Below are 18874 nucleotides of genomic sequence, written 5' to 3'. Positions count from 1 at the left end.
GACTCATTCATCTCAGCGCGTGCCAGCCACGGCCAACGCAGCCCAGGGCATCGCGACGAATGCTTCGCTGAGGCGAAGGCGCGCCGCATCCCCTGAGGCAGAGACGGCCTCCCCGGTCAGCAGGTTTAGGAACGAAGCGCCAGCGAGCCAACCCGGCAGGCGGATGGTCGTGCCGTCCCAGCTCCTCGCCTCCGGCAGTCTCGGCGCAGCGGCTTCTCCAGAAATCGACGCAAACAGGCGGCCGGCCAGAACCAGCACGGCCTGGTCGCCATGCCGCCGCGCGAACGCCACGACGTGGCGCGCCAGCGGGCCCTCGACCGCCAGCGGTTCATAGCTTCCTTCGGAAAACAGCAGCGGCTGCGACCGGCGCAAGCTCAGCAGGCGCCAGATGAACCAGAGCTTCGCGCGACCATCGTGAGGGGCCGCGGCCATCGCCGTGATCCGTGACGAAAGATCGTTCCTGCCGGCCGTCTGGTCCAGCTCCTCGAGCAACTGCTGGCGCAGCGCGTAGTCCACGGGGCGACGGTTGTCCGGGTCCACGAGGCTCAGCGCGATCAGCTCGCTTCCCTGGTACAGGTCGGGCACGCCGGGCGAGGCGTATTTCAGCAAGGTGAGGGTCAGGCTGTTCCAGGCGCCCAGCGTCGCCAGCCGGTCCGACAGCTGCCGGATGTCGCGCAGGCAGGCGCCCTCCTCCCCGTTTTCGGCGCGAGCCAGGATCTCGCGCACGAAGTGCTCCAGAGCCGATTCGTACGGCTCGTCCGGCTGTGTCCAGCGCGTGCGCAGCTTGGCTTCGCGCGCGGCCTTGCGCATGTATTGGCAGATGCGATCGGCGTAGTCCGAAAGCTCTGCAGCAGCGAGCCCGCCCGGCGGCAGGGTGCCCAGCAGGGTCTGGTAGAGCAGGTATTCGTCGGCCGGGGATGGCATCTCGCCGCCGCCCGGCAGCTGCACGCGCGATCCGCGGCACTTGCCGTGCCAGCGCGCCAGGGCGTGCATCCATTCGTCCGGAATCTCCGAAAGCACGTCGATGCGATTGCGCACGTCTTCCGAGCGCTTGTTGTCGTGCGTCGAGGTTGCGAGCATGGTGTGCGGCCAGCGCAGCGCGCGGTCGGCCGAAAGCTCGTGGAACTGCTCGACCTCGATGCCGAAAAGATCGGGCTCCCCGCCCACCTCGTTGAGCGAACTCAGCGGAAAGTAGCGGTAGAAGGCCGTGTCTTCCACGCCCTTGGCCGCCACCGGCGCGCTGAACTGCTGGAAGCGCATCGCGAAGCGTTTTACCCGCTCAGCCAGCGCGGCCGGCGCCCCATCAGCCACTTCTCCACGCAGCGCACCGCGCAGGAACTCGAACACCGACAAGTCGGCATCACCGCTGCGCCGCGCAGCCTCGGCCACGGCTTCGTCGATGAAGTGCGCGTCCTGCGGGGACGGCCCCTCGACGATGTAGGTGCGGTAGACGCTCATGCATGCGCACACGCCCGCCAGCGCCCGCCGCAGCGCGTTGAGCGTGTAGTCGCGCGTTCCCCGGTCGGCCCGGGCGATACGGAGCAGCTCGCCCGAGAGCACGTTGAGCTCCGAGGACAGCGCGTTGCGCATCACCTCGCGCCGGCCTTCGCGGCAGATCGAGGCGAAGTCTTCCGTCACGCCGCTGAAGCGCTGCCAGGCGTGCAGCACGCCGTCCTCGCCTGCGGTATCGACCAGCACGCCGTTGGCCACGTTGGCGAAACGGTAGCCGGTGGTGCCGTGCACGTGCCAGCTGTCGGGCACCTCCTCGTGCGCGGCGGCGATCTTCTCCGCCACCACATAGAGCGGCCGCGCGGGCCGGCCACCGGCGTCGTGGGTCGGCAGCGCCAGGCCGGCGCGTCGTGCATAGCCTTCCTGCAGCTTGCGGAAATAGCCCGCGGGGTCGTACAGCCCGTCGGGGTGATCGATGCGCAGCCCGTCGACCGCGCCCGAAGCGGCGAGGTCCAGCGCGAAGGACTGCGTGGCCTCGAACACCTCGTCGCGCTCCATGCGCACGCCCGCGAGATCGTTGATGTCGAAAAAGCGGCGGTAGTTGATCTCGTCGGCCGCCACGCGCCAGTGCGCGAGCCGGTAGGCCTGCGTCTCGATCAGCCCGTGCAGCGCGTCGCGCCCCTCGATCGAGGCCAGGTTGAACTCGGCCACCGCGGCGGCGACCGCACGGGCCACCTCGGGCGGGCCAAGGGCCAGGTCCGCGAGCCGCGCCTTGAGCAGCTCCTTGTCGCGCACGCGCTCGGCCTGCTCGTGCGGCGACGTGGCATTGCGCCCCGGCAGTCGCCCGAAGGCAGTCGAAAGGCTCGCGAGCCGGTCCGCATCGACGCCGCCGAGCCGCGAGAGCGCGGGCTCCAGCACTGCCGGGTAGGTTTCGGGGGCCACCGGAAAGCGGTGCTCGAAATAGCGCATGGCGAAGCTGCCGGCCGCTTCCTCGAAGCACAGCACCAGTTCGCTGCGCTCCAGCACCTCGCCGTAGTGCCCGCCCAGCACCGGCAGCAGCACCTTGCCGGCCAGCTCGGGGTTCAGCGGCTGCCAGTCGATGTCGAAGTGCTGCGCGAAGAGCGAGGCCGGGCCGTTCTCCAGCACGTCCATCCACCAGGCGTTGTCGGCGCCGAACACGCCCATGTGGTTGGGCACCATGTCCAGCAGCTGGCCCAGGCCGTTCGACTTCAGCGCATCGACGAAGCGCGCGAAGCCCTCCGCGCCGCCGAGCTCGGGGTTGATCTCGGCGTGCGCGACCACGTCGTAGCCGTGCATGCTGCCGGGCCGGGCGCGCTGTATCGGCGAACAGTAGACATGGCTCACGCCCAGCTTCGCGAGGTAAGGCAGCACGCGGATGGCGTCGTCGAAGCCGAAGTCCTTGTGGAACTGCAGCCTGTAGGTGGCGCGCGGAATGCGCGTCTGCAGGCCGGCCGGCGCTTCGTGATTCGACTGCCGCGGCCGCGCTTCGCCCAGCACCCGCGCCAGCCCGCGCATGCGGTCGCCCTGCGCCAGCGCCGCCACGGGCTGCGCCAGCTTGCGGCGCCAATTGGGGTGTTCGTCGACCGTCCCCGGCATGTTGGCCTGCTCGACGGTGCCGGCCACGTCCTCCATCTGCACCGCCATCAGCGCCGATGGCGTCCTGGCGAGGAAGGCATGCGCCGCCTCCACCAGCCGCTGCGAAGGCATCGAAAGGCCGGCAGCCTCGGCGGCCTCGTCGCGGGACAGCAGGCCTTCCTGCAGCAGCGACTGGATGAGCTCGACACGCTCGCGCATGCGGTCCGCCAGCTGCTTGTCGAAGACGGCCGGATCGGGAAACAGGTTTAGTGCCAGCCGCTCGCGAAGATCGGCCGCCGTCCACCAGCCCGCGAAGGTCGCGAGGTCGTGCGTGCTGATCGCGACCAGCGCGGCCGGCGGATATTCGGCCGGCGCCTTGAAGCCGCCGCCGTGGCGGCGCTCGAAATAGAGCAGGCGGTAGGAGAGCACGTCGGCTCGAGACAGGCCCTCGCGCACCGCGTCCTCGACCGTGCCGAGATCCTCGCCCACCACCATGCAGCGCTGGCGATGGCTTTCGATCGCGACGATGGCGAGTATCTCCTCCAGCGGGTAGTAGACGTATGCGCCCTCGCCCGCCCCGCGTCCGGGCGGAATCCAGAAGAGCCGCATCAGGCCCATCGCGTGGTCGATGCGCAATGCGCCCGCTGCGCGCATGCTGGCGCGCAGCGTCTCGATGAAGAAGCGGTAGCCGTCGGCGCGCAGGCTGCCCGGCTTCAGCGGCGGCAGGCCCCAGCGCTGGCCGGCCGGGTTGAACTCGTCGGGCGGTGCGCCGATGCTGGCGCCTTCGGCAAAGCCCTGCTGGAAGGACCACGCGTCGGAGCCGCCGCGGTCGACCGACACCGCCAGGTCCGCATAGAGGCCCACGCCCATGCCCAGCGCGCGGCATCGCGCCGCGACGTGCGAGAGCTGCCGGTCGGCCACCCACTGCAGGTACTGGTGAAAGTGCACGCGGTCCGCATGCACGCGCGCGAACGCGGCGACCTCGGCGGAATCGGGATTGCGCCATGCGTCGGGCCATGAGTGCCAGTCGCCAGAGCCTTCTTCGGTGGAGAGGAAGTGCGCCCGCAGGGCCTCGAACACCGCGTGACGCCGAAGGGCCTCGCCGCGGCGATCGACGAAATCGAGGAACGCCCTGCCCGCTTCGTCAGGTACGCCCTCCGGCGGGAGGTGGTGCTCGCGGAAATGGGCGAAGAGCAGCTCCAGCACCTCGAACTTCGCCACCGCCACGCCGGCGTAGTCGACGAGCGGCGAAGCGCGCAGCGTGGCCAGGCGCTGCTGGAAGTCCGGCGAGCCCACCTTTTCTCGCGCGGCAGCGCAGCTGGAAAAGCCATCGACCGCCTCGACGTCGATGTAGAGCACGTTGAGCTGCTGACGCGACGAGGGGCTGTACGGGCTTGCATGCTCCGGCGTTCCTGCGAACAGTGCGTGCAGCGGGTTGAGCCCGATGAGGTCGGCGCCCTGCCCGGCCGTCCGCACCGCCAGTTCTTCCAGATCGCCGAAATCGCCGATGCCCCAGTTGCGCGGCGAGCGCAGCCCGTAGAGCTGCACCGCCACGCCCCACACGCGTCCGCCGTCCTGCACGGCGGACGGGCGGTAGCAGCGCCCGGGAGTGGCCAGCACCAGCGTCTCGCCGGGCAGGCCCTCCACGCGCAGCCGGTGGTAGCCGGCTTCGAGCTCGACAGGGACGTGCAGGGTGCGTTCGCCCTGCGCTGTTTGGTCCGGGGAGACGTCGCTCTCGCCTTCGAGCACTGTCCCATGCTCGTCCTGCAACTGCCAGCGGACCCGCCCGGTCGATGGCGCCAGCCGCAGCCGCACCTGCCATCCGGCCGCAGGCGTTCGAACGACGAGCACCGGCGGCAGCGCCTGGGCCTGGCTTGCGTGTCGCGCCGCCTCCAGCGCGGGCCCGGCATCCGCCACGCGGCCGAGCCGGACGCCGAACTCGGCCAGCAGCGCCATCAGGGAGCCTGCGCTGGCCTCCCTGCGAATCCCGAAGGCATCGAAATAGCTGGTGGCGATGCCGTGGTGCTCGCACAGCCGAACCAGTTCGTCAGTGACCGCGTCATGCGGCTCGCTCGTTTCATCCGACACCCGGTGGATCCTCCAGCGTCACGTACACCGCGCCGCGTTCGAGCTGCAGCGCACCTTCTTGAATGGCGGCGCCTTCACCATGAACCAGCGCGCCGGGCGGAACAGCCCGGCTCGCCGCGGGCTGTTCGCCGAAATGGGCCAGCATATGCAGCCGGCCGGAAGTCCCGAGGTCCCAGCTCACCTGCAGCGTGCCGTTATCGCTGCGGTAGACGCCTGCAGCCGTCATGCCGGCGAGCCGGGGCACGATCAGGCGATGCCGCACTTCGAGCAGTTGCCGCACTTCGCACAACCGCTCGAAGTGCGCGCGCGTGCCGCGCTCGCGCCAGCGCAGCTTCGAGGCCGCAAAGGTGGACTCGGCGTTCGGATCGGGAATGCGCGCACGCGCGGCCTCGTCGGCGAATGCCGCGAACCCGCCGAACTCGGAGCGCCGCCCCTCGGAAACTGCGGTGGCCAGCTCGGGGCCGAAGTCGCAGAAGTACAGGAACGGCGTCGAAGCCGCGAACTCGTCGCCCATGAAGAACATCGGCACGTGCGGCGACAGCAGCAGGCAGGCCATCGCTGCGCGCACCAGCACCGGGTCGCCGAGCGCGTGGATGCGCTCGCCGAAGGCGCGGTTGCCGACCTGGTCGTGCGTCTGCAGGAAGGAGACGAAAGCCTGCGGCGGCAGCCGGGTGCTCGGCTCGCCCCGTCGCTCGCCATGGCGGAAGGCCGACGGCTGCCCCTGGTAGATGAAGCCCTCCGCCAACGCGCAGGCGAAGCTGGCGACCGGGTCGGCCGCATAGTCGGTGTAGTAGCCATCGCGCTCGCCGGTGGCGAACACGTGCACCGCGTGGTGCAGGTCGTCGTTCCATTGCGCAGTGCCGGCGACGGGGATGCCGCGGCCGTCGCGCATCAGCATCGAGGCCTGGTTGGCGTCGTTCTCCAGCACCAGGTGCACGTGGCGGTCGCGGGCCGCGCCCTCGTCGAGCGCCTGGCGGATCTCCTGCACGACGTGCGGCCGCGTCTCGTCGTGGATGGCGTGGATCGCGTCCATGCGCAGGCCGTCGAAGCGGAACTCCTCGATCCAGTAGCAGGCGTTGTGGATGAAGAAGTCGCGCACCGTGCGTGAGCCCGGCCCGTCGAAGTTGATGGCCGGGCCCCACGGGGTCTGGTGCTCGCCGTTGAAGAACTCGGGGCAGTAGGCGTGCAGGTAGTTGCCCTCCGGTCCGAAGTGGTTGTAGACCACGTCGACCAGCACCATCAGCCCGAGCGAATGCGCCGTGTCCACCAGCGCCTTGAGCTCGTCCGGCGTGCCGTACGAGGCATCGGGCGCGAAGGGCAGCACGCCGTCGTAGCCCCAGTTGCGGCGGCCCGGAAAGTCCGCCAGCGGCATCAGCTCGACCGCGGTGATGCCGAGCTCGGCCAGCTCTTCCAGCCGCTGCCGCGCGGCCTCGAAGGTGCCTTCCTCGGTGAAGGTGCCAAGGTGCAGCTCGTAGACAACCGCCTCTTCCCAGGGGCGGCCGCGCCATGCGTCGTCGGTCCACGCGAAGCTTTGCGGATCGACCACCCGGCTCGGGCCGTGCACGTCCTCCGGGTTGAAGCGCGAGGCCGGATCGGGCACGCGGGTGCCGTCGGGCAGGCGAAAGGCATAGCTGTCGCCCTGCCCTGCCTGCGGCACCGTGAGCCGGTGCCAGCCGTGGGCATCGCGCTCCATCGGCTGCGATCCGGCGGCGCCGTGCTCCAGCAGCACGGTCTCCACCGACGGGGCCCAGAGCGCGAAATCGACCCCCTGCGCCTGCACGGTGGCGCCGAAGGGCATGCGGTGCGCGTGCGTGGTCATGGCCGTACGTCCGGCCGACTCATCACCACGAGCGAGCGGCATTGCAGCGGATAGCTGGGCTCGCTCCACGCGGGCGCATGCGCGGCGGCGTCCTCGGTGGTCAGCGGCGGCGCGGTGCTGGCGGTGTCGACCAGCAGCCGCCATGCGCCGTGTGAAGTCGCGGGCAGCGTGAAGGCGATCTCGTCGTGGTGGGCGTTGAACAGCACGATGAAGTCGTCGTCGTGCTGCGCCTCGCCGCGCGGTCCCCGGTCGACGATGCCGCCGCCGGGCAGGTACATCGCGATGCAGCGGGCGTTGCCGTCGTTCCAGTCCTCCGGGCGCATCTCGGCGCCGTCGGGCCTGAGCCAGTGCACGTCGGTCACGGTCTCCACCTCGGCCGGCTGGCCCGCGAAGAACGACCGCCGGCGGAACGACGGATGCGCGCGCCGCAGCGCCACCATCCGCTCGACGAAGCTCACCAGCGCGAGCCGCTCGGGCGTGGGCGTCCAGTCAAGCCAGCCGAGTTCGTTGTCCTGGCAGTAGACGTTGTTGTTGCCCTGCTGGGTGTGGCCGCGCTCGTCGCCCGCCAGCAGCATGGGCACGCCCTGCGACAGCAGCAGCGTGGCCAGCAGGTTGCGCTTCTGCCGCTCGCGCAGCGCCAGCACCTCGGGGTCTTCGGTGGCGCCTTCGGCTCCGCAGTTCCAGGAGATGTTGTTGTTGCTGCCGTCGCGGTTGTCCTCGCCGTTGGCCTCGTTGTGCTTGTCGTTGTACGAGACCAAGTCATGCAGCGTGAAGCCGTCGTGCGCGGTGACGAAATTGATGCTGGAGGTGGGCCGCTTGCCCGACCAGCCGTAGAGGTCCTCCGAACCGGTGATGCGCCGGGCCAGCTCGCCCAGCAGGCCGCCGTCGCCCTTCCAGAAGCCGCGCAGCCCGTCGCGGTAGCGGTCGTTCCATTCGGCCCAGCCCGGCGGGAAGTTGCCGACCTGGTAGCCGCCGTGGCCCAGGTCCCACGGCTCGGCGATGAGCTTCACTCGGTTGAGCGTCGGATCCTGGCCGATGGCGTCGAAGAAGCCGCCCAGGTTCTCCACCTTGCCCGACTCGCGCGCCAGCGCCGAGGCCAGGTCGAAGCGGAAGCCGTCGACGTGCATCTCCTCGGCCCAGTAGCGCAGCGAATCCAGCACCAGTTGCAGCGCCTGCGGATGCTCCAGGTTGACGGTGTTGCCGCAGCCGGTGAAGTCGTCGTAGTAGCGGCGGTTGTCGCCGTTGACGATGTAGTAGGAGGCGTTGTCCACGCCGCGCATCGACAGCGTCGGCCCGAGCTGGTTGCCCTCGCAGGTGTGGTTGTAGACCACGTCGAGGATCACCTCGATGCCCGCCGAGTGCAGCGTCTTCACCATGGTCTTGAACTCCTTCACCTTGCCCGAGGCGCTGTAGCGCATCTCGGGGGCGAAGAAGGCCAGCGTGTTGTAGCCCCAGTAGTTGCGAAGGCCGCGCTCCGACAGGTGACGGTCGTTGAGGAAGCCGTGCACCGGCAGCAGCTCGACGGTGGTGACGCCCAGGCGCTTGAGGTAGTCGACCACGGGCGCGCAGCCCAGCGCCGCGTAGGTGCCGCGCAGTTCGGGCGGCACGTCGGGGTGGGTCATGGTGAAGCCGCGCACGTGCATCTCGCAGATCACCATGTCCTGCCACGGGATCATCGGGCGGCGGTCGTCGCCCCAGGTGAAGGCGGTTTCGAGCACCCGGCCCTTGGGCATGAGCGGTGCGCTGTCGCGGCGGTCGAAGGAAAGGTCCTCGCGCTTGCTGCCGACCGTGTAGCCGTAGAGCGCATCGCCCCAGCGCAGGTCGCCCACCAGGTCTTTCGCGTAGGGGTCGAGCAGCAGCTTGTTGGGGTTGAAGCGGTGGCCCTCCTCGGGCTTGTAGGGGCCGTGCACCCGGTAGCCGTAGGCCTGGCCCGGTCGCGCCTCGGGCAGGTAGCAGTGCCACACGCCGTCGGTGCGGTCGCGCATGGGAATGCGCTGGAGTTCGTGACGGCCGCGGTCGTCGAAGAGGCACAGCTCGACCTTCTCGGCATGCTGGGAGAAGAGCGCGAAGTTGACGCCCTCCCCGTCCCAGGTGGCGCCGCGAGGGTAAGGCCGGCCGGGCCAGACGGCCGTGATCGCGGGATTGCCAGTGTTTTTTGATGTCATCCGGAAGCTGCAGGTTGGAGGAAGGGATAGGAGAGCGAGGTGCCGCGTTCAGCGCGGCGGGCGGTCGTTGTCTTGCCGGCCGTAGGGACCGACGCCGGTGACGGAAGTTGGAGGCACGGGCTTCGGCGGGGCGGCAGGCATCGGCGGCTGGACCCTGACATCCCGGGCCTCCTTCGGCCACCAGCGTTCGATGCAGGACTTGGCCCAGTCCTTCCCCGCCAGCCCGAAGGCCAGTGCCAGCGCGAAGACGGCGCCCGCGAGGATCACCAGGAAGCTCTCGCGCACGATGTCGCCGCCCACCTTGACCTGGTCGAGTGCGATCAGGATCACGAAGGCCATCACCGCGTACTGCGCGGCCTTAGCGAAGAGCGCCGCGTCCTGCATCTTCACGCCGCGGAAATAGCTGGCCACCGCGTCGCCCACGAAGCGCGCGAAGTACGAGCCGAAGGCCAGCACCAGCAGCGCCACGAACACGTTCGGCACGAACCAGACGATTCGCCCCAGCAGGTCGGCGATGTAGCTCAGCCCCATGCCGTTGAATGCGATGAGCAGCGACGCCAGGATCACCAGCCAGTACGCGAGCACGCCGAACAGGCTGCTCGTGTCGCCCGCCAGGCCACCCTGGCGCAGGAAGTTGTCGAGACCCGCGCGCTCGGTCAGCACGTTGAAGTTGATGGCGCGCAGGGCCTTGGTCACCGCGAAGCGCGCCGCCTTGGCCACGAGCCAGCCGACGAGCACCACCACCAGCGCGACCAGCAGCCGGGGAATGAAGGCGCCGATCTGGTAGAGGATGGCGCGCAACGGCTCCAGGTGAATGCCGAAGTTTTCCATGGTGGTTCTTCCCTTGTTTCGCTAGGTTGGCTTGGGGTTCGCGGCAGTTGCCGACAGCGGTGGGGTCGGGGGCGGCATCAGCCGCGCCCCGGCCGCACCAGCGCGAGCACGCCGTGCAGCGGGACCTGGGCCCAGTCGAGGCGGTTGCCGAGTTCGTAGCGAAGCTCGTAGAGCGCCTTCTCCAGTTCGAAGAGAGCAAGAAGCTCGCCATCGAGCGCCAGGCCGTAGCCGGCCAGGAACGCATCGCGCGTGGCCTGCTCCCAGGCGATCGCGGGTCCGGCAAGGCGCTCGGCCTCCTGCGTGCTCTGTGCCACGCGGCGCAGTGCGGACCAGCGCGCGTAGTTGAAGGAGCGCAGCATGCCCGCCACGTCGCGCAGCGGCGAACCCTTCATGCGGCGCTCGTCGAAGCTGCGCGCCGGCTCGCCCTCGAAGTCGATGATGACGAAGTCGTTGTCCTTCACGAGCACCTGGCCGAGGTGGTAGTCGCCGTGGTAGCGGCTCATGACGCCGCCGCCTTCGGCCGGCTGCTTCGCCTCGATGCTCGCGCGCAGCGCCTCGCCGGCGTCCAGCAGCATGCGCGCATCGGTCTGGGCGGTGGGCGGCAGCTGCTCGAAGCGCTCGCGCAGCATTTCGAGCGTGGCTGTGGCGTCGGCGGCCGCGCGCGCCTTGAAACCGGCGACATGGGTCGCGGAGAGCGGCTCGGGGTCGAAGGCCGCGGCGCCGGTGCGCGAGGCCAGCGCCTCGTGCAGCTCGGCCGTTCGCCGGCCCAGCTTGGCCATCAGCGCGAGGAAGCCGCCGTGCACCGCGGCCACCTCCGGCGCATCGCTGTCCGACGTGGCCACGTCGCGCAGGAAGCGCTCCAGGTAGCCCAGCGTGTAGTCCCAGCCGTCGCCCTGGTTCGCCACGTAGCGCTGCACCATCGCGAGCGTCATCGTGCGGCCGTCGGCCGTCATGTATTCGAGCGCGCCGAGCACCGGCACGCAATGCGGATAGCGCGCCACCTCGGTGAGGAAGCGGCCCATCTCCAGCTCAGGGTTGATGCCTTCGCGCACGTGGCGGTACCCCTTGAGGAACAGAGTCTCGCCCAGCGTCACCACCGTGTTGCTGCTCACGCCGCTGGGCCGGCCGACGGGAAGCGCGTCGATGTCGGTCGCGGTTTCCGCGAAGGCGGCCGTGGGCCTGAAGACCAGCTTGCCGTTCGCGGTCGCGAGCTCGGCGCCGCTGCCGATGGTGCGCACCAGTTCGCGGCAGAAGGCCTCGTCGTAGAAGGCGTCGCCCATCAGCCCGACCTGCGCCTGCTGCCGCACCTTGGCGAGCGCAGCTTGCGCAACGCCGGCCATGCGCTCCTCGTCGCGCTCTTCCCAGGCGAGCGCCAGCGGCATGAAGTAGGTGGCGCCGCCGGGCGGGCCGTCGAGCTCGAGCAGCGGCAGCAGCCAGCTCAGGCCGTTCGCCTCCCACACCGCATGGTCGGCCAGCCGCGCGCGCTGGATCGTCGTGCCCTTGGAGGCGTACCACCGCTGGATCTCGATGTGGCGCGGCAAGGTTTCGAGCTCGAACTGGTTGCGCATGCGCTCCGACATGCCGATGCGCCAGGGCATCACGCGGTCGCGGAAGAAGCTGGTCCAGCCGTCGAACAGCACCAGGGTGGGCCATTCCTGCAGCGCCACGCCCTCCTGGTGCCAGCTCGGGGCGTCGGCCTCGGCCGTGAGCTTGAACCAGTAGAAGCCGTACGAAGCCAGCGTGAGCAGGTACGGCAGCTCGCCGATGGGCGGGAACGGCGCGCGCCCGAGCATCTCGATGGGCACGAAGCCCTTGAACTCCGACAGGTCCAGCTCCACCGGCTGCGCGGCACGCGAGAGATTGAACACCGACAGGATCACGTCGCCGTCGTACTCGCTCAGGTAGGCCAGGATCTTGCGGTTGCCCGGCTTGAGGAAGCGCCGCTTGCCGCGGCCGAAGGCGTGGCTGGTCTTGCGCACGGCCAGCATGCGCTTGGTCCAGTTCAGCAGCGAGCTGCTGTCGCGCGCCTGCGTCTCCACGTTGAGCGCCTCGTAGCCGTACAGCGGATCCATGATCGGCTGCAGGTACAGGCGCTGCGGGTCGGCGCGCGAGAAGCCGGCGTTGCGGTCGGGGTTCCACTGCATCGGCGTGCGCACGCCGTTGCGGTCGCCCACGAACACGTTGTCGCCCATGCCGATCTCGTCGCCGTAGTAGATGATGGGCGAGCCCGGCATCGACAGCAGCATGCCGTTCATGAGCTTGACGCGGTCGAGGTCGTTCTCCATCAGCGGCGCCAGGCGCCGGCGGATGCCCAGGTTGATGCGCGCGCGCATGTCGGCCGCGTACATGGTGTACATGTAGTCGCGCTCCTTGCTGGTCACCATCTCCAGCGTGAGCTCGTCGTGGTTGCGCAGGAAGATGGCCCACTGGCAGCCCTCGGGAATGTCGGGCGTCTGGGCCATGATCTCGACGATCGGGTGGCGGTCTTCCTGCGCGATGGCCATGTACATGCGCGGCATCAGCGGGAAGTGATAGGCCATGTGGCACTCGTCGCCGTCGCCGAAGTATTCCCGCACGTCCTCGGGCCACATGTTGGCCTCGGCCAGCAGGAAGCGGTTCTTGTACTGAGCGTCGATGGCCGCGCGCAGCCGCTTGATCACCGCGTGCGTCTCGGGCAGGTTCTCGTTGCTGGTGCCGTCGCGCTCCACCAGGTACGGAATGGCGTCGAGCCGGAAGCCGTCCACGCCCATGTCGAGCCAGAAGCGCATCGTCTTGAAGATGGCCTCCAGCACAGCGGGGTTGTCGAAGTTCAGGTCGGGCTGGTGGCTGAAGAAGCGGTGCCAGTAGTACTGCTTGGCGACCGGGTCCCAGGTCCAGTTGGAGGTCTCGGTGTCGGTGAAGATGATCCGCGTGCCCTGGTAGATCTGGTCGGTGTCGCTCCACACGTAGAAGTTGCGCTCGGGCGATCCGGGCGGCGCGAGCCGCGCGGCCTTGAACCACGGGTGCTCGCTGGAGGTGTGGTTGATGACCAGCTCCGTGATCACCCGCAGGCCGCGCTTGTGGGCCTCGGCCAGCATCTCGCGGAAGTCGTCGAGCGTGCCGTACTGCGGGTGCACGTCCTCGTACTCGGAGATGTCGTAGCCGTCGTCGCGCAGCGGCGAGGGATAGAAGGGCATCAGCCAGATGGTGTTGACGCCCAGCTCCTTCACGTAGTCGAGCTTGGCGGTGACGCCCTTGAAGTCGCCCATGCCGTCGTTGTTGGAGTCGAAGAAGGCCTTGACGTTGAGCTGGTAGATCACCGCATCGCGGTACCACAGCGGATCGTCGCTGTTGTCGATCTCGACGGTCTCGAGCGCGATGTGGGAGACGGGTGCATTCATGGGCGGGCGACCTCAGAGGAAGTAGTCGAAGTCGCGCTCGTCGCCATGGCGCCTGCGGACCACGAAGATGTGGGCGGGCACGCTGCGCGGATCCAGCCGCACGTAGTGCCAGTCGCCCTGCCAGAGAAAGCGCTGCCCGCTGAGCAGGTCGTGCATCTGGAAGGCGCGCGAAGGCGGGTTCACGCCCACGCTGGCGGGCTCCAGGCCCACCCAGCCTTCCTGTACGTTGTGGGGATCGAGGTTGACCACCGTCACCACCACGTTCGCGCCGTCGGCCGAGCTCTTCGCATAGGCCATGAGCTGCGGGTTGTCGATGTGCAGGAAGCGCAGCGTGCGGTCCGACTGCAGGGCCGGGTTCTCGCGGCGGATGCGGTTCACCCGCGCGATGAAGGGCGCCAGGCTCGCCGGGTCGTCGTGGTTCCAGTGGCGCAGCTGGTACTTCTCGGAATCGAGGTACTCCTCGCTGCCCGGGCTGCGCGGCAAGTGCTCGCGCAGCTCGTAGGCCGGCCCGTAGATGCCGTAGTTGGCCGCGAGCGTGGCGGCCAGCACCAGCCTCGACATGAACACGGCAGTCTCCCCGCTCTGCAGCTGCTCGTGCAGGATGTCGGGCGTGTTGGGCCACACGTTGGGCCGGAAGTAGTCGATGCCCGGCTCGGTCGAGAGCTCGGTGAAGTACTCCTGCAGCTCCTCCTTCGTGTTGCGCCAGGTGAAGTAGGTGTACGACTGCGAGAAGCCCAGCTTCGCGAGCCGGTGCATCACCTTCGGCCGCGTGAACGCCTCCGCCAGGAAGATTGCATCGGGGTGCTTGCGCTTGACCTCGCCGATCACCCACTCCCAGAACGGGAAGGCCTTGGTGTGCGGGTTGTCCACGCGGAAGATGCGCACGCCCTGCCCTATCCAGTGGTCGATCACGCTCTTGAGCTCGGCCCACAGCGCGCGCCACCCCTCGCACTCGAAGTTGAAGGGGTAGATGTCCTGGTACTTCTTCGGCGGGTTCTCGGCGTACTGCACGGTACCGTCGGGGCGCCAGCGGAACCAGTCGGGATGCGCCTTCACGTACGGGTGGTCGGGCGCGCACTGGAAGGCGATGTCCATCGCGATCTCCAGGCCGTGCTCCGCAGCGCGCGCGAGCAGGCGGCGGAAGTCTTCCTCGGTGCCCAGCTCCGGCAGGATCGACTTGTGCCCGCCCTCCTCCGCACCGATGGCCCACGGGCTGCCCACGTCGCCGGGGCCGGCCTCCAGAGAGTTGTTGGGCCCCTTGCGCTGGATGCGGCCGATGGGGTGGATCGGCGGGAAGTACAGCACGTCGAAACCCATCTCGGCGATGGCCGGCAGCCGCGCCTCGACGTCCTTGAAGGTGCCGTGCACGCCGGGCTGCGTGCCGGCCGATCGCGGGAAGAGCTCGTACCAGGTGCTGAAGCGGGCGCGCTCGCGATCCGCCACCAGCGGAAGCTCCACCGTGTGGCGCACCGCATGGCGGCGATCGGGGTGGCGCCGCGCGAGCACGGCGTATTCGTCGTCGAGCGCCAGTGCCTTCAGGGCGGCGACGTCCGTGCCCGGGTTGGCGGCCGTGGCGTCCAGCTCGGTGGCCCAGCGCTGGAGCGTGACGCGGTCGTCGCCCTCGGCGCGAGCGCCCGCCGCGGCGATCTCCAGCGCACCGACCTGCGCGGCGACGCGAACGTCGGCCAGGTCCACGCGGCGGCTCATCTCGTGGCGCCATGATTCGAAGGGATCGACCCAGGCCACCACCGTGTACACGTAGCGCCCCGCAGAGGGCGGCGAGAAACCGGCCTCCCAAACGTCGTTGCCCAGCGGCTTCATCGGAACCTCGCGGAACTCCGACTGCTCATGGGCGCGCCAGCACAGCTGCACGCGCAGCACGTCGTGGCCGTCGGTGAAGCAATGGGCGCGCACCGTCACGCGCTCGCCGGCCACGCATTTGACGGCGAAGCGGCCGTTGTCGATGCTGGGCAGCACCGCGTCGACGACGGCGCGGGCATCGCCCTGCCATGCCCCGAGGTCGCTTTCCGCGCCGGCGCTCGCGGCTGCGGCGGGCCTGGTCGAGAAAATGTTCTTCATGAGGGCTGGTGCTCCAGGATCAGCGTGGACAGCGGCGGCAAGGTGAGGCACACCGATTGCCTGCGTCCGTGGGAACCCACGGGCGCCGCCTCGACGCCCCCGAAATTGCCCCAGCCCGAGCCGCCGAACTCGGTCGCGTCGGTGTTGATCACCTCGCGCCAGCGGCCGCCCAGCGGCACGCCCAGCATGTAGTTGGTGCGCGGCACCGGGGTCATGTTGCTCACGGTCAGCAGCGGCGGGCTGCCGTCGTCGGCCTTGCGCAGGAAGGCAAAGACGCTCAGGTCGGCTTCGTCGGCCGCAACCCACTCGAAGCCTGCAGGAGAGAAGTCGAGCCGGTACAGCGCGGGCGATGCGCGATAGACGCGGTTGAGCTGCGTCACCAGCCGCTGCAGCCCCGCGTGGCCTTCGAGGCCGCTCACCCACCATTCGAGCTCGCCGTCGTGCGTCCATTCGCGGCGCTGGCCGAACTCGCTGCCCATGAACAGCAGCTTCTTGCCCGGGTGGGACCACATGAAGCCGTACAGCGCCCGCAGGTTGGCGAACTGCTGCCAGCTGTCGCCGGGCATCTTGCCCAGCAGCGAACGCTTGCCGTGCACCACCTCGTCGTGCGAGAACGGCAGCACGAAGTTCTCGTGGAAGGCATAGACCAGCGAGAAGGTCAGCTTGTGGTGGTGGTACTTGCGGTATACCGGCTCTTCCTTCATGTAGGCGAGCGTGTCGTGCATCCAGCCCATGTTCCACTTCTCGCCGAAGCCCAGGCCGTCCATCTCGGTGGGGCGCGAGACGCGCGGCCAGGCGGTGGATTCCTCGGCCACGGTGAGCGCGTCGGGGTGTTCGCGGTAGACGGCGCGGTTGAGCGTCTGCAGGAACTCGATGGCCTCCAGGTTCTCGCGCCCGCCATGGCGGTTGGGAACCCAGCCGCCGGGGCCGCGCGCGTAGTCGAGGTAGAGCATCGAGGCCACCGCGTCCACCCGCAGGCCGTCGATGTGGTACAGGTCGAGCCAGAAAAGGCCGGACGACACGAGGAAGCTGCGCACCTCGGGCCGGCCGTAGTTGAAGATGCTCGAGTTCCACTCGGGATGGAAGCCCTGGCGAGGATCGGCATGCTCGTACAGGTGCGTGCCGTCGAAGTACGCGAGGCCGTGCTCGTCGGTCGGAAAGTGCGAGGGCACCCAGTCGAGCAGCACGCCGATGCCCTGCTGGTGCAGGTGGTCGACCAGGTACATGAAGTCCTGCGGCGAACCGAAGCGCGACGTCGGCGCGAAGTAGCCGGTGGTCTGGTAGCCCCAGGAGCCGTAGAACGGGTGCTCGGTCACGGGCATCAGCTCCACGTGCGTGAAGCCCATCTCGATCGCGTAGGCGGCGAGCTGGTGCGCGATCTCGCGGTAGCCCAGGAAGCGGCCGTCCTCGCGGCGCCAGGAGCCCAGGTGCACCTCGTAGACCGACATCGGCGCATCGAGCGCGTTGCGACGGCCGCGATCGGCCATCCATTCGCCATCGCCCCACTGGTACGAAAGCTCGCAGATGCGCGAGGCGGTGGCTGGCGGCAGCTCTGCGGCGAAGGCCACCGGGTCGGCCTTGTCGACCGTGTAGCCGGCGTGGCGCGAGCGGACGCGGTACTTGTAGGTCTGGCCGATCGCGGCATTCGCGACATGGCCGCTCCATATGCCGGTCCCGCCGGGGTCGGGCTGCAGCGGATCGGCGTCGCCCGACCAGTAGTTCCAGTCGCCGACCACCGAGACCGACTCCGCGTTGGGCGCCCACACCGCGAAGTCGGCGCCGCCGCCCGCAGCGGGATGGCAGCCGAGCAGGTCGTAGAGGCGGGAATGTGTGCCCTCTCTGAAAAGGTAGGCGTCTCGCTCGCTCTGAATCGGTTGGTTGGAGGGCACCTGCGTTCCTTGGTTGATGACCGGCAGAACGGCGCATCGGGCCCAACCCCGCCTGCTTGCCCGCTCTCGCCTGACCTCATCGAATTTGCGAGCGCGCGCCTGTCCGTGGTTACGGTCTGCGCCCATTCGCCTTGTCGGAGAGCTGCCCGTATGTCCGGCACGTGCACCGGAAGCGGGCGCACATGACATGGCTTTACATCCGCCCTGGCCCACGGTTGTTAAAAAGGAGGGCCTCAAGCCAACATGGAATCCATGACCGACCTCGACGCTTCCGCACGCGCACTGATCGAAGACTGCTCAAAAGCCTCGCTCGAACTTCTGGAACGCAATCTCACTTCTCACGGCATCCTGGCGGCTGCGCGGACGGAGGCCGCCGAGGCACGGCGCTACACGCGCATCTTCGGGCGCGACGCCGCGATATGCGTGATGGCCATGTGCGGCAGCGGCGTGCCCGCACTGGAGCAAGGCGCGGTGGCCAGCCTCGAGGCACTGGTGGCGCAGCAGGCGGCCAACGGGCAGATCCCGAAGTACGTCGATCCGGAAGGCCGCGACGCGGATTTCTGGTACCTCGGCTGCATCGACGCCACGCTGTGGTGGCTGATCGCGGTGGACCACGTGCGCCGCCATGGGCAGGTCGGCCCTTCGCGTTGGCAGGAGGAAGCGGGCCGCGCCATCGGCTGGCTGCTGGCTCAGGAGCATCAGCACTTCCGCCTGCTGCAGCAGAACGAGGCCAGCGACTGGGCCGACATCATGCCGCGCTCGGGCTACGTGCTCTATACGAATGCGCTGTGGTACGAGGTCAAGCGCCGCTTCGCGCTCGACCACGCGGAGGCGACGCACTACCACTTCAACCACCTGTTCAATCCCTTCCAGCGCGATCTTCCCGAATACCACCGCGCGCGGCTGCTGCAGCACTACGCGCGCCGCGGCCGGCGCGACCCGGGGCTGTACCTGAGCTTCGTGAACCTGGCCGTGGTCGGCGACGAAGGCGATGTGTTCGGCAACGTGCTGGCCATCCAGGGCGGGCTTGCCGACACTGACATGGCGCGCCGCATCGTCGACACCATCGACCGGGCACATGCGAGCGATCCCTATCCGGTGCGCGTGGTGCTGCACCCGCTGCCGCGCCATCACGCCCTGTGGCGGGCCTACATGGGCCGCCACAGGCAGAACATCGTGCACCAGTACCACAACGGCGGCATCTGGCCCTTCGTCGGAGGCTTCTGGGTGATGGCGCTCGCCAGGCTCGGCGAGCAGGCCAAGGCCTGGAGCGAACTCGCGCGGCTGGCGCAGTCCAATGCGCTGGACGACTGGCGCTTCACCGAGTGGTTCCACGGCCGCACGCTCGCGCCCATGGGCATGGCCGGCCAGAGCTGGAACGCGGCGACCTTCCTGCTCGCGCTGCGGGCGCTCCAGGGCGGCGAGGCCGCGTGGTAGCCGCCGGCCAGCCGCGAACGACGCGTCTTCCTACAGCCCGACCCGCGCATCGCCGATGAAAGGCGCCGCGCATCCGCGAGAGACCCGCGTCCTGGGCTTTGAAGCGAGCGTCGGCGTTCCCCAGATGCGCCGGCAAGGAGA

At 69.0% G+C, this 18874-nt stretch carries 8 protein-coding genes; 1 reads left to right on the top strand and 7 read right to left on the bottom strand.

Annotated features, from left to right (window positions below):
• Nucleotides 1-12 precede the first annotated feature (12 nt).
• From FHY06_RS03435 to glgB, 7 genes are all read right to left on the bottom strand, one after another.
• Complete coding sequence (locus FHY06_RS03435) at nucleotides 13-5133, bottom strand: malto-oligosyltrehalose synthase (RefSeq protein ID WP_184603376.1); 5121 nt, start codon at nucleotides 5131-5133, stop codon at nucleotides 13-15.
• On the bottom strand, nucleotides 5123-6952 hold the full coding sequence (treZ, locus tag FHY06_RS03430) for a malto-oligosyltrehalose trehalohydrolase (protein ID WP_184603374.1): 1830 nt from the start codon (nucleotides 6950-6952) through the stop codon (nucleotides 5123-5125). Before treZ ends, FHY06_RS03435 begins: the two co-directional genes overlap by 11 nt.
• Complete coding sequence (gene glgX, locus FHY06_RS03425) at nucleotides 6949-9117, bottom strand: glycogen debranching protein GlgX (protein WP_126181822.1); 2169 nt, start codon at nucleotides 9115-9117, stop codon at nucleotides 6949-6951. The genes treZ and glgX overlap by 4 nt, the downstream gene beginning before the upstream one ends.
• A gap of 48 nt (nucleotides 9118-9165) precedes the next feature.
• Nucleotides 9166-9948 carry a mechanosensitive ion channel family protein gene (locus FHY06_RS03420; protein WP_126181821.1) on the bottom strand — a complete coding sequence of 261 codons (783 nt, stop codon included), beginning with the start codon at nucleotides 9946-9948 and terminating at the stop codon, nucleotides 9166-9168.
• A 77-nt stretch (nucleotides 9949-10025) separates the two neighbouring features.
• Nucleotides 10026-13328 carry a maltose alpha-D-glucosyltransferase gene (gene treS / locus FHY06_RS03415; RefSeq protein ID WP_184603372.1) on the bottom strand — a complete coding sequence of 1101 codons (3303 nt, stop codon included), beginning with the start codon at nucleotides 13326-13328 and terminating at the stop codon, nucleotides 10026-10028.
• Between the two features lie 12 nt (nucleotides 13329-13340).
• Nucleotides 13341-15407, bottom strand: coding sequence for an alpha-1,4-glucan--maltose-1-phosphate maltosyltransferase (locus FHY06_RS03410; protein WP_184603370.1), 2067 nt, complete (start codon nucleotides 15405-15407; stop codon nucleotides 13341-13343).
• Nucleotides 15404-17296 carry a 1,4-alpha-glucan branching protein GlgB gene (glgB, locus tag FHY06_RS03405; protein WP_145759334.1) on the bottom strand — a complete coding sequence of 631 codons (1893 nt, stop codon included), beginning with the start codon at nucleotides 17294-17296 and terminating at the stop codon, nucleotides 15404-15406. Before glgB ends, FHY06_RS03410 begins: the two co-directional genes overlap by 4 nt.
• Nucleotides 17297-17548: 252 nt before the next feature.
• Between glgB and FHY06_RS03400 the strand changes: the two genes are divergently transcribed.
• Entirely contained in the window at nucleotides 17549-18733 is a 1185-nt protein-coding gene (locus FHY06_RS03400) for an amylo-alpha-1,6-glucosidase (protein ID WP_184604096.1), read from the top strand.
• Nucleotides 18734-18874 lie beyond the last annotated feature (141 nt).

Origin of the sequence: Variovorax atrisoli (assembly GCF_014195185.1) — a bacterium.
GTDB lineage: Bacteria > Pseudomonadota > Gammaproteobacteria > Burkholderiales > Burkholderiaceae_C > Variovorax > Variovorax atrisoli.
The sequence above is the reverse complement of the archived record's forward strand: the minus strand, read 5'-3'. Positions and strand labels throughout refer to the sequence as shown.